The organism is Nocardioides korecus (assembly GCF_054778395.1).
In genome coordinates, this window is sequence record NZ_BAAGZO010000004.1 from 33,286 (window position 1) to 45,424 (window position 12,139).

Here is a 12,139-nt window from a genome sequence, read left to right on the forward strand (position 1 = left end):
TTCGACCTCCCCGGGGGCGCTGCAGCCCCCGGTGCCGCACGCCCCGACGGCGCCTCCCACCGGCCGTGGGGTGAGGTACGACCTCGCTCAGGGGCTAGACCAGGAACGCCACGACGGCCGCGAGAGCCGCACCCGAGGTCAGCAGCGACCACCACCAGAGCCTCGGCCCCAGCCTCACCAGCGCGGGACGCGCGGAGAGGACCGCCACGAGCCCCACCAGCAGCACCACGGCGCCGACGACACCCAGCCGGGACGGTCCGCCGGGCCCGGCGCCCGGCGCAGCGCAGGACGCCCTGACGGACCCGACGAGGTGGTCGGGTCCGTCAGCCAACCCCTGCCGATGTGGTCGAACCACTGTTCACGGATCACGGTCGCCACACAGGGTCGGAACCTGCCGTGGCCCGTCCGCCCCAGGGGTGGGGCGAGAGCGCCAGGCTACGTGGCCGCACCACCCGTGGTCGAAGGCTTTCGGCGCCGACCGGTCACGGGCGGACGTCGTCGGACGTAGGCTCCGGCGCATGGCGGAGTACCAGGTGACCCTGTGGCGCGAGCTTCCCTCGATGGTCGCGGCCCGGGCGGGCGACGAGGCGGTCAAGGCCCAGCTCCCACCGAGGTTCCAGGAGGCGATCGACGAGGCGGCGATGCGACTCGGTGACACGGGCGCCGACGACTACCTCGCCGGCTGGGGCCGGTCCCCCTGGACCGCCGCCACGGGTACGCCGGCCGAGGTGCTCGACCGCGTCCTCGCCGAGCTCGAGGCGGAGTGGCCCGCCGACCGGGTGGCCGGGTACCTCGACGGGCTCGGCCGCTAGCCGCTGCCCGCCGCTGGTGCCCGGCCCGGCCGACGTCAGCCGGTGGAGTCGTTCCCGGCCGGGGTCTTCCCGGCCGCGGTCTTCTTCGCGGTGGCCTTCCCCGGGGCCTTCCCGGCCGCGGTCTTCTTGGCCGGGGCCTTCTTCGCGGTGGTCTTCTTGGCCGGGGTCTTCTTCGCCGTGTCCTCGGCACCGGAGGGGAGCCCGAGGGCACGCTCGAGCGCGACCAGCGCCTCGCCGGTGTGGACGGCCAGCCGCTGCAGGTGCGGCACGGCCTCCCGGTCACCGATGAAGCCGAAGTTCATGGTGTCGGCGTACGTCTCCAGGGTGATGTTCAGCGCCATCCCGTGCGCCGGGATCGACACCGGGTAGACCGCCTCCAGGCGCGAGCCGTGCAGGTACAGCGTCTTCCGCGGCCCGGGCACGTTGGAGAGCACCAGGTTGAAGGTGGTCGGCAGCGGGTTCTTGACGCCGGCGATCGCGGACAGCGTCTGGGCGACGCTGGGCGCCAGCAGGTACCCCGAGTACGCCAGGGCGGGCAGCTGACCCAGGCCGGCCATCTGGTCCTTCGCCTGGCTCGTCGAGTCCATCACCGCCTCCAACCGCTCCACCGGGTCCTCCGCGTGGGTGCCCATCGAGGCCATCAGCACGGCGACCTTGTTGCCGCCACCCTCGTCCCCGTCGTCACGGATGTTGACCGGCACGAAGGCCACCAGGGGCTTCGCCGGCAGCTCGCCGAGCTCCTCGAGGTAGGTGCGGAGCCCACCGCCGCAGACCGCCATCACCACGTCGTTCAGGGTCCCGCCCGACGCCTTCGCGACGTCCTTGAAGCGGGAGGTGGCGAACTGCTGGGTGGCGAAGCGACGGGTGCGGCTGGTGCGCTGGTTGAAGATCGAGTCGGGCGCGCTCCAGCCGCCCTTGAGGTTCTCGTGCTCCTGCCCGCGGCTGGTCTCGAGCTTGACGACGGCCTTGGCCACGCCGGCCGCGGAACCCGCCGCGCCGAGCGCACCCTTGGCCGCCCCGGTCACGGTGCCGCTCACGGCGCGGACCAGCGACGCGGACTCCTTCGGGGGCTTGGAGCGCTTCGGCGGGTCGAGGCTGAAGAAGAACTTGCCCTTGCTCTCGGGGTCCTCCGAGAGCGAGCGCCCCAGCATCTTCACCGCGCTGTAGCCGTCCACCAGGGCGTGGTGGACCTTGGTGTAGAGCGCGAACCGACCTCCCTCGAGACCCTCGATGACGTGCAGCTCCCACGGCGGCCGGGTGAAGTCGAGCTGGTGGCTGTGCAGCCGCGAGACCAGGATGCCGAGCTCGCGCTCGTCGCCCGGGCTGGCCAGCGCGGAGCGCCGCACGTGGTAGTCGAAGTCGAAGTTCTCGTCCTCGACCCACGCCTGCCGCGGGTGCCGCAGCAGGAAGGGGTGCGTCAGCTTCTGGTTCCACGGCGCCCGGACCGGCTCGTGCCGCGCCTCCTCCAGGACGTCGCGCAGGTACGTCGGTCCGGCACCGGCCGGTGGCGTGAACGGCATCAGCGACGCCACGTGCATCATCGTCTCGGGCGTCTCGGTCCACAGGAACATCGCGTCCTGCGGGGGAACCCTGCGCTTGGTGGCCATGGGCCGATCCTGCACCACGCAGCCCGATGCGTCCGCCGACCGCGAAGGCTGGCCGCCCCAGCGGGGCCCCGGTCAGACGTTGAAGCGGAACTCCACGACGTCGCCGTCGGCCATCACGTAGTCCTTGCCCTCCATGCGGACCTTGCCGGCCGACTTCGCGGCGGCCATGGTGCCGGCCTCGACGAGGTCGTCGAAGGAGACGATCTCGGCCTTGATGAAGCCCTTCTGGAAGTCGGTGTGGATCACGCCGGCGGCCTCGGGGGCCGTGGCGCCCTTGCGGACGGTCCAGGCGCGCGACTCCTTGGGGCCGGCGGTGAGGTAGGTCTGCAGGCCGAGGGTGTCGAAGCCGACGCGGGCCAGGACGTCCAGGCCGGGCTCGTCGACGCCCATGTCGGCGAGCATCTCGCGGGCCTCGTCGTCGTCGCCGAGCTCGACCAGCTCGGACTCGAACTTGGCGTCGAGGAAGATCGCCTCGGCCGGGGCGACGATCGCGCGCATCCGGTCCTTGAGCTCCTCGTCGGCGAGCTCGTCGGCGTCGCAGTTGAAGACGTAGATGTAGGGCTTGGAGGTCAGCAGCGACAGCTCGCGGACCAGCTCGCGGTCGATCTTCGTGGAGCTGATCGGGGTGCCGGCCTCGAGCGCCTCGAGGGCCTCCTTGGCCGCGGCGAGGTTGGCGGCCCGGGCCTTGTCGCCGCGGGTCTCCTTCTCCAGCCGCGGGACGGCCTTCTCGACCGTCTGGAGGTCGGCCAGGATCATCTCGGTCTGGATCGTGGAGATGTCCGAGGCGGGGTCGACCTTGCCGTCGACGTGGGTGACGTCCTCGTCGGTGAACACGCGGGTCACCTGGCAGATCGCGGAGGACTCGCGGATGTGGGACAGGAACTTGTTGCCCAGGCCCTCCCCCTGCGAGGCGCCGGCCACGATCCCGGCGATGTCGACGAACTCCACCGTCGCGGGCAGGACCTTGGCCGAGCCGAAGATCTTCGCGAGCACGCCCAGGCGGGAGTCGGGGACCCCCACGACGCCGACGTTGGGCTCGATCGTGGCGAACGGGTAGTTCGCGGCGAGCACGTCGTTCTTGGTCAGGGCGTTGAAGAGGGTCGACTTGCCCGCGTTGGGGAGACCGACGATTCCGATGGTGAGTGCCACGGGCGTCGAGTCTAGGTGCGGGCGGTCACCACCCACGAATCGCGCGGCCCCCCACCTCACCTCGCGGCTCCCGGTGTGGCGCGCGCCACAGCGGGTAGTAGACAGTGGGGACCCGCCCGCTCCACCCGACGTACGCCGGAGGCACCGTGACCAACCTCGCCGACAACCTGACCGCGACCGCCGAGAAGTACGGCGACCGTCCCGCGGTGAAGCTCGACGACATCGTCCTGACCTGGGCAGACGTCCAGGAGGGCGCCCGCCGCGTCGCGGGCATGCTCAAGGAGAAGGGCGTCGGTCCGGGCGACCGGGTCGGGATGGTGCTGCCCAACGTGCCGCCGTTCCCGGTCATCTTCTACGGCGCGGTCTCGCTCGGCGCGGTGGTCGTGCCGATGAACCCGCTGCTCAAGGCCCGCGAGGTGAAGTACTACCTCGAGGACTCCGGCGCCTCCATCGTCTTCGCCTGGAAGGACATGGCCGCCGAGGCCGGCAAGGGCGCCTCCGAGGTCGGGATCGAGTGCGTCGAGGTCGGCACCGACTTCGCCGAGGTCCTGGGCGGCTTCGAGCCGCACACCGAGGTGGCCGACCGCGCCGACGACGACGACGTGGTGCTGCTCTACACCTCGGGCACCACCGGGCAGCCCAAGGGCGCCGAGCTGACCCACCACAACATGATCACCAACGCCGCGACCAGCGCCGAGACCCTGATCGAGATCAGCGAGGAGGACGTGGTGATGGGCTGCCTGCCTCTCTTCCACGTCTTCGGCCTCACCTGCGGGCTCAATGCCGTGACGCTCAAGGGCAGCTGCCTGACCCTGATCCCCCGCTTCGACGCCGACAAGGCGCTCGAGGTGATCAAGCGCGACCAGGTGACGGTCTTCGAGGGCGTCCCGACCATGTACGCCGGGATGCTGCACGCCCCGGGCGCCGACGACGCCGACATGTCGAGCCTGCGCACCTGCATCTCGGGCGGCTCGGCGATGCCGGTCGAGGTCATGAAGAACTTCGAGCAGGCCTTCGAGTGCGAGGTCTTCGAGGGCTACGGGCTCTCCGAGACCTCCCCGGTCGCCTCCTTCAACCAGCCCGGCCAGGAGCGCAAGCCCGGCTCGATCGGCACCGAGGTCCGCGGGTGCGAGCTCAAGATCGTCGACGACGAGCGCAACGAGGTCGCCCAGGGCGAGGTCGGCGAGATCGCGATCAAGGGCGAGAACGTGATGAAGGGCTACTGGGGCCGCGAGGAGGCGACCGCCGAGGCCATCGTCGACGGCTGGTTCCTCACCGGCGACATGGCCAAGAAGGACGAGGACGGCTACTACTTCATCGTCGACCGCAAGAAGGACCTGATCATCCGCGGCGGCTACAACGTCTACCCCCGCGAGGTCGAGGAGGCGCTCTACGAGCACGAGGCCGTCCGCGAGGTCGCCGTCATCGGGATCCCCGACGACAGCCTCGGCGAGGAGGTCGGCGCCGCCGTGGCCCTCAAGGACGGCCAGAAGGTCGACGTCGAGGAGCTGCAGTCCTTCGCCAAGGAGCGGCTCGCGGCGTACAAGTACCCCCGCGCGGTCTGGATCGTCGAGGAGCTGCCCAAGGGCCCCACCGGCAAGATCCTGCGCCGCGAGGTCACCGCACCGGAGAAGGAGCAGTCCGCATGACCACCACCGTGGAGACCGAGCAGCCCACCCCTGACGAGGCGCAGGCCGAGCGCAAGCCGGCGGCGAAGAAGACACCCTCCCGCTCGAGCGCGGCGAAGAAGGCCCCGGCCACCAAGGGCGCCGCCACCAAGTCCGCCGTCACGAAACCGGCCGCCCGGAAGACCGCGGCCCAGAAGACGGCGGCCCAGAAGACGGCGGCCCAGAAGTCGGCGGCCCAGAAGTCGGCGGCGAAGAAGGCCCCGGCGAGGAAGACCGCCTCGAAGGACCCCGCCGCGACGGCCGAGAAGCGGATGCACCGCCGCGACGAGTCGCCCGAGGACGCCGCGATCTCCAGCAGCACCGCGCTGGCCACCCCGCTCGACCTGCTGCTGGCCGACGCCGGCACCAGCCCGCTGCGCCGCTTCGTGCCGGGCGTCTCGGGGATCAAGTTCACCGCCGGCCTGGCGCGCCACCCGCGCAAGGTCGCCAAGCGCACCGCGGGGCTGGCCTACGAGCTCACCCGCGTCGGGCTGGGCCGGTCCCACCTCCGCCCGGCCGAGAAGGACCGCCGCTTCTCCGAGGAGGCCTGGGCGCGCAACCCGGTCTTCCGGCGCACCCTGCAGACCTACCTGGCCGCCGGCCGGGCCGCCCGCGGGCTGGTCGACGACGCCGGGATGGACTGGGGCGACGACCAGCGGATCCGCTTCATCGTGGACAACCTCGTCGAGGCCGCCGCGCCCAGCAACAACCCGTTCCTGAACCCCAAGGTGCTCAAGCGCACCCTCGACACCGGCGGCGGCAACCTGCTCGAGGGCGGACGCCGGCTGGTCAAGGACTTCGCGACCGCACCGCGGGTGCCGTCGATGGTCGAGGCCGACGCCTTCGAGGTGGGCCGCGACATCGCGGTCACGCCGGGCGCCGTGGTGCTGCGCACCGACGTCTTCGAGCTGATCCAGTACACCCCGCAGACCCCCCAGGTCCGCTCGGTCCCGCTGCTGATCGTCCCGCCGACGATCAACAAGTACTACGTGATCGACCTCGCCGAGCAGCGCTCGATGGTCGAGTACCTCGTCCAGGCCGGCCAGCAGGTCTTCTGCATCTCCTGGCGCAACCCCGACGTCCGGCACGCCGACTGGGGGCTGGACACCTACGGCCAGGCGATCCTCGAGGCGATGACGGCGTGCGAGGAGGTCACCGGCCAGGACAGCACCGCGATCTTCGGGATCTGCTCGGGCGGCATGATCGCCTCGATGGTGATGGCCCACCTCGCCTCGATCGGCGAGCAGGACCGCGTGGCGGCGTACAGCCTGGCGGTGACGGTCCTGGACCAGGAGCGCGCCGGGGTCACCAGCGCCCTGCTCTCGCACAAGGCGGCGGCGGCCTCGACCCAGGCCTCGAAGGAGAAGGGCTACCTCGACGGGCGCGCCCTGGCCGAGATCTTCGCCTGGCTGCGGCCCAACGACCTGATCTGGAACTACTGGGTCAACAACTACCTGATGGGCCACGCCCCGAAGGCCTTCGACATCCTCTACTGGAACGCCGACCCGGTCCGGATGAGCGCGGCCATGCACCGCGACTTCATGGACCTGGCCATCCGCAACGCGCTGGTGGAGAAGAACGCCGCCGAGATCCTGGGCTCCAAGGTCGACCTGTCCACGGTCACCACCGACGCCTACGTCGTCGCCGGCATCGCCGACCACCTGTGCAAGTGGGAGTCCTGCTACCAGACCACGCAGCTCTTCGGCGGTGACACCAAGTTCGTGCTGTCCACCAGCGGCCACATCGCGGCCATGGTCAACCCGCCCGGCAACCCCAAGGCGAGCTTCCAGACCTCCCCCTCGGGTCACGGCCAGCAGGGCACCGACAACCCCGCCGAGGCCCACGAGTGGTTGGAGCGGGCGGTCAAGGTCAAGGGCAGCTGGTGGGACGACTACGTCGCCTGGCTGGGCGAGCGGTGCGGCGAGGAGAAGACGGCGCCCGAGAAGCTGGGTGACGCCACCCACGAGCCGCTGGCCGAGGCGCCGGGCACCTATGTCCACGACCGCTGAGCGTCCCGTGGCTGCGTCGGGCTCGCGCGACCGCGTGCGGAACGTCTCCGTGCGCGGCATCACCGCGCGGGTCTCGGTGCGCCCGGCCCGGGGGACGTACGCCGACGCGCCGCCGCTCCTGCTGTGCAACGGCATCGGGATCAGCCTGGAGGCCCTCCAGCCGTTCATCGACCACCTCCATCCCGACCGCGGGATCGTGCGCTTCGACGTGCCCGGCATCGGCGGGTCCGCGCTGCCGCCCGGGCCCTACCCGATCGCGGCGCTCTCGTCGTGGGTGACCGCCCTGATGGGCAAGCTGGGGCACCGTCGCTTCGACGTGCTCGGGCTGTCCTGGGGCGGCGGGCTGGCCCAGCAGCTGGCGGTGCAGTCGCCCCGCAAGGTGCGCCGGGTCGTCCTGGTCGCGACCGGCACCGGCGTGCTGATGGTGCCGGCCAAGCCCTCGGTCCTCAAGATCATGTCGACGCCGCGCCGGCACCGGGACCCGGCGTACGCCCGTGAGGTCGCGCCGCTGATCTACGGCGGCACGATGCGCACCGACCCCGCCAAGGGCGCCGCGCTGCTGCACGGCGCCACGAGGTCGGGGCCCAAGCGCGGCTACTACTACCAGCTGGCGGCGATGGCCGGCTGGACGAGCCTGCCGTTCCTGGGCCTGCTCCGGCAGCCCACGCTGGTGATGGGGGGCGACGACGACCCGATCATCCCGGCGGCCAACCCGCGGATGCAGGCCGCGATGATCCCGCACTCCCGGCTGCACCTCTACCACGGCGGGCACCTCGCGATCCTCACCGAGGCCGACGAGCTGGCCCCGGTGGTGGAGGGCTTCCTGGACGAGACCGACGACGAGAGGGAACGCCCGTGAGCGAGGCTGAGGACCTGGCACGTGGCGACCTGGGGCTGTCGGACTCGCCGTTCTCCGACTTCCTCGGCTTCGAGCTGATGCTCCCCGAGCAGGACCGCGAGCTGCTCAGCCGCGTGCGGGCCTTCATGACCCGCGAGGTCGAGCCGGTGATCAACGACTTCTGGACCCGCGCGGAGTTCCCGCACGAGCTGGTGCCCGGGATCGCCGAGCTGGGCATCGCCGGGCTGGCCTACGACGGCCCCGGCTGCCCCGGCCGCGGCGCCCTGGTCGACGGCATGGTCGCCATGGAGCTGGGCCGCGTCGACCCCTCGATCGCGACCTTCATGGGCGTCCACGGCGGGCTGGCGATGGGCTCGATCCAGCTGTGCGGGTCCGACGAGCAGCGCGAGCGCTGGCTGCCCGCCATGGCCCGGATGGAGCTGATCGGCGCCTTCGGCCTCACCGAGCCCGAGACCGGGTCGGCCATCTCCGAGGGCCTGGCCACCACCGCCCGGCGCGACGGCACCGACTGGGTGCTCAACGGCGAGAAGAAGTGGATCGGCAACGCCGCCTTCGCCGACCTGGTCGTGATCTGGGCCCGCGACGAGGAAGACGGGCAGGTCAAGGGCTTCGTCGTGGAGAAGGGCACCGAGGGCATGACCTTCGACAAGCAGGAGGACAAGATCGCCCTGCGGGTCGTGCAGAACGCCGAGATCCACCTCCACGACGTGCGCGTGCCCGAGGACAACCGGCTCCAGCGGGCCGAGTCGTTCCGGTCCACCGCCGACGTGCTGCGCGTGACGCGGATGGGCGTGGCGTGGCAGGCCACCGGGTGCGCCCGCGGCGCCTTCGAGCACGCCCTGCGCTACACCAAGCAGCGCCAGCAGTTCGGCCGCCCGATCGCGGGCTTCCAGATGGTCCAGGACCTCCTGGTCAAGATGCTCGCCGGCGTCACCGCCTCGACCGCGATGAACGCCCGCGCCTCCCAGCTCCAGGACGCGGGACTGCTCAAGGACGAGCACGCCTCGCTGTGCAAGGCCCACGCCACCGTGCGGATGCGCGAGTCGGTGGGCTGGGCGCGCGAGGTCCTCGGCGGCAACGGGATCCTCCTCGAGCACCACGTGGGCCGCTTCGTCGCCGACGCCGAGGCGATCTACTCCTACGAGGGCACCCGCGAGATCAACACCCTGATCGTCGGCCGGGCGATCACCGGCGAGAGCGCCTTCGTCTAGGCGCCGTCCACAGGTTTCTCCACCGACTCGCGGGGGCCGGTCGCGGGGCCGTCCGTGCCCTCGCAGGGTGGGGGACGTGCGCCTCCCGACCGCCCCCGTCCTCGCCGTCCTGCCCGTGCTGCTGGCCGGGTGCTCCCCCGGGGCTCCGCACGACCAGCCCGTCGGCTCGGGTCCCGTCGCCGCGACCCCGGCGGCCGGCTCCCGGGGGCCCCACCCTCGCCCCGTGACGCGCGCCGTGGTCGGGCTGGTGCTGCGCGACCTCGACCCGCTGCAGGGGTTCGCCGCGTCGGCGTACTGCCTGGACGGTGGGAGTGTCCGCTGCGACCTGCCCGCCGACCCCCTCTGGACGAAGTACGCCGAGTGGCGCGGCCCGCGCCTGGGCCACGGCACCGCGGGGACGGACGCGCCGCGGGCGTTCTACCTGGTCGGGGTCCTGGTCCACCGCCGCCCGGACGGCGCCCGCGCCCTGGTCCGCGACGTCGGGCACCGCTCCCCCGCCGGCCCCGTCCACGAGCCGGTGCGGGTCGAGGGGAGGCGGACCTACACCTTCGGCCGGCGGGGCCACGCCGTCGTGCGCTCGACCCGGGTCGGCCACTGGACCGGGGTGGTCTCGGTCAGCCGCGTCGACCTGCTGCGCCTGCGCGAGCGCCCGGTGCGCGACGTCGTGCAGGTCGACACGACGCTCCACCGCGGCCGGGTGAGCGTGCAGGTGCTCGGCTGGCTCGACGGCGCGACCGGTCCCGACCCGGCCGTGGCCCTGGACGCCCTGACCCAGCGGGTGTTGCGGCGGCTCGACCAGCCCTACGCCGCGCTCCTGCGCAGGCCCGGCTGAGGCGCCTCCGCCGGCGTCGTGGCCCGCCAGACCGCCGGGCGCGGGACCGAGCGCACCTCCCGGCTCAGCGTGGGCACCAGCGCGACCAGCCCGCACGCCACCGCCAGGGCGGCCATGGCGCCGCGACCGCCCAGCCACGCCAGGGCCCCGCCGCCGAGGACCGGCGCGAGCGGCATCAGCAGCATCGCGACGAACTGCATGCACGAGGTGGACCGGCCCACCAGCTCGGGCGGGGTCACGGCCAACCGGTAGGCGCCGATGCCGGCGTTGCCGGCCGGGTTGAGCAGCAGCACGGACCCGAGCGCGGCCGCGGCGACGACCGGCCCGTCGACCAGGGCCAGCGGCACCCCCACCACGGCCAGGCTCCAGGCCACCGCGAGGGTGAGGTGGCCGGTCGCCAGCCGCTCCACCAGGCGCGGGGCGAGCAGCCCCCCGACCACCCCGGCCACACCGGCCACGGTCTCGACCAGCCCGATCGTCGTGGGGTGCACCCCGCTCCGGACCAGCCGGAGCACGACGGCGAAGAAGAGCGCGTTGACCACGAGGTTGCTCATCGTCGCCCACACGGTCAGCACGCGCAGGAACCGGTGGCCCACGATGAAGGCCGCCCCCTCGCGCACCTCGGCCAGGGCCCGGCGGCGCGGCCCGACCCGCTCCGGGGCCGCGAGGTCGGTGCGCAGCCGGCCCAGCAGCAGCCGGGCGACGGCGTACGTCACGGCGTCGACGGCGAACGGCAGCCACCGCGCCACGGCGTACAGCGCTCCGCCGAGGGGGCCGCCGGCCACCATCGCGACGAACTGGCGCGACTGCTGCTGGGCCAGGGCCGTGGGCAGGTCCTCCGCGGGCACCACGGCGCGCACGGCCGCGGTCTCGGACGGCCCGAAGAAGGCGGCGGCGACCCCGGTCAGCAGGGCGACCACGAGCAGGTGCGGCACCGTGAGGTGGCCGCTGAGCCCGGCCGCGGCGAGCGAGGCGTAGAGCAGCACCCCGCTGCCCGCCGAGGCGCGCATCACCCGCCGCCGGTCGACCCGGTCGGCCAGCACCCCGGCCGGGAGCAGGCAGGCGACCAGGCCGAGCAGGTGCGCGGCCTCGGCCGCCGCTGCGGTCAGCGTCGAGCCGGTCAGCGCGTAGCCCAGCAACGGGAAGACGAACATGCTCATGTGGCTGCCGAGCTCGCTGATCGTCGTGCCGATCCACAGCACGGTGAAGTCGTGGTGACGGGTGAGGCTGCGGAGACCGGGCATATCCGCACGTTAACTTGCGCAATGTTTCTTGCGCAACAGGTCGTGCGAAAACGCTAGGCTCCCCTGCATGTCTCCGTCGGAGCGGTCCACCCCCGTGCACGACCCGCGCGTGCTGCGCGCGATCGCCCACCCCGTGCGCACGCGCATCCTGGAGGAGCTCGGCGCCGCCGGCCCGATGCGGGCCGCGGACCTGGCGCGGGTGCTCGGCGTCCCGGCCAACCAGGCCAGCTTCCACCTGCGCCAGCTCGCGAAGTACGCCCTCGTCGTCGAGGCCCCCGAGCTCGCCCGCGACGGTCGCGACCGGGTCTGGCGCACCGCCCACGACCGCGGGCTCTCGATCGACACCCGCTCGCTGGCCGACCTCCCCGGAGGCGCGGCGGCCGTCGCGGTGTTCCAGCGGTCGTGGACCGAGGCCGCCCACGACGCCGTACGCCGAGCCGCGGCGGACGGCGAGCGACCCGCCCCCGCGATCGTCAGCGACACCTCGCTGCGGCTGACCCCCGCGGAGGCCCAGGAGCTCAGCGAGGCGATCGGCGAGCTCGTGGACGCCTGGAAGGAGCGCGGCCGGGGCGAGGACCCCAGCCAGGACGGGGAGGGCCGGGTGACCCACCAGCTGCTCCAGATCCTCCAGCCCGCGCGCGACGTCGCCGAGCGTGAGCCGGACCGGAGACTCGACGAGAGCTGATCGTCCTGCCCGAGGCTCGTGGACGGTTCGGGGCCGTCACAGGCCTCGTGGAGGGTCTCTAACC

11 protein-coding genes are annotated in these 12,139 nt (G+C 72.6%); 7 read left to right on the forward strand and 4 right to left on the reverse strand.

All coding sequences use genetic code 11. The features are described 5' to 3' along the window. Window positions 1-94: 94 nt before the first annotated feature. Window positions 95-331, reverse strand: coding sequence for a hypothetical protein (locus ACYVDA_RS08560; RefSeq protein ID WP_460817218.1), 237 nt, complete (start codon window positions 329-331; stop codon window positions 95-97). Between the two features lie 187 nt (window positions 332-518). On the opposite strand from ACYVDA_RS08560, the gene ACYVDA_RS08565 reads away from it, so the two are divergent. Continuing rightward, window positions 519-812, forward strand: coding sequence for a virulence factor (locus ACYVDA_RS08565; RefSeq protein WP_460817220.1), 294 nt, complete (start codon window positions 519-521; stop codon window positions 810-812). A 35-nt stretch (window positions 813-847) separates the two neighbouring features. Here the strand turns inward: ACYVDA_RS08565 and ACYVDA_RS08570 are convergent, their stop codons facing one another. Further along, window positions 848-2,419, reverse strand: coding sequence for a WS/DGAT/MGAT family O-acyltransferase (locus ACYVDA_RS08570; protein ID WP_460817222.1), 1,572 nt, complete (start codon window positions 2,417-2,419; stop codon window positions 848-850). Window positions 2,420-2,491: 72 nt separating this feature from the next. Then, window positions 2,492-3,568, reverse strand: a complete 1,077-nt coding sequence (gene ychF / locus ACYVDA_RS08575; RefSeq protein WP_460817225.1) for a redox-regulated ATPase YchF — start codon at window positions 3,566-3,568, stop codon at window positions 2,492-2,494. Between the two features lie 104 nt (window positions 3,569-3,672). Between ychF and ACYVDA_RS08580 the strand changes: the two genes are divergently transcribed. From ACYVDA_RS08580 to ACYVDA_RS08600, 5 genes are all read left to right on the forward strand, one after another. Further along, entirely contained in the window at window positions 3,673-5,217 is a 1,545-nt protein-coding gene (locus tag ACYVDA_RS08580; RefSeq protein WP_460817227.1) for a long-chain-fatty-acid--CoA ligase, read from the forward strand. Continuing rightward, window positions 5,214-7,244, forward strand: a complete 2,031-nt coding sequence (locus tag ACYVDA_RS08585; protein WP_460817229.1) for an alpha/beta fold hydrolase — start codon at window positions 5,214-5,216, stop codon at window positions 7,242-7,244. Before ACYVDA_RS08580 ends, ACYVDA_RS08585 begins: the two co-directional genes overlap by 4 nt. Then, entirely contained in the window at window positions 7,228-8,103 is an 876-nt protein-coding gene (locus ACYVDA_RS08590; protein ID WP_460817230.1) for an alpha/beta fold hydrolase, read from the forward strand. Before ACYVDA_RS08585 ends, ACYVDA_RS08590 begins: the two co-directional genes overlap by 17 nt. Further along, a complete protein-coding gene (locus ACYVDA_RS08595) occupies window positions 8,100-9,314 on the forward strand; it encodes an acyl-CoA dehydrogenase family protein (RefSeq protein WP_460817232.1) in 1,215 nt (404 codons plus the stop codon). Before ACYVDA_RS08590 ends, ACYVDA_RS08595 begins: the two co-directional genes overlap by 4 nt. A 76-nt stretch (window positions 9,315-9,390) precedes the next feature. Further along, window positions 9,391-10,146 carry a hypothetical protein gene (locus ACYVDA_RS08600; RefSeq protein ID WP_460817234.1) on the forward strand — a complete coding sequence of 252 codons (756 nt, stop codon included), beginning with the start codon at window positions 9,391-9,393 and terminating at the stop codon, window positions 10,144-10,146. Here ACYVDA_RS08600 and ACYVDA_RS08605 read toward each other — a convergent pair. Next, window positions 10,116-11,390 carry an MFS transporter gene (locus tag ACYVDA_RS08605; RefSeq protein ID WP_460817236.1) on the reverse strand — a complete coding sequence of 425 codons (1,275 nt, stop codon included), beginning with the start codon at window positions 11,388-11,390 and terminating at the stop codon, window positions 10,116-10,118. The two genes, ACYVDA_RS08600 and ACYVDA_RS08605, sit on opposite strands and share 31 nt — an antisense overlap. 67 nt (window positions 11,391-11,457) lie before the next feature. On the opposite strand from ACYVDA_RS08605, the gene ACYVDA_RS08610 reads away from it, so the two are divergent. Next, on the forward strand, window positions 11,458-12,075 hold the full coding sequence (locus tag ACYVDA_RS08610; RefSeq protein ID WP_460817238.1) for an ArsR/SmtB family transcription factor: 618 nt from the start codon (window positions 11,458-11,460) through the stop codon (window positions 12,073-12,075). Window positions 12,076-12,139: the final 64 nt, after the last annotated feature.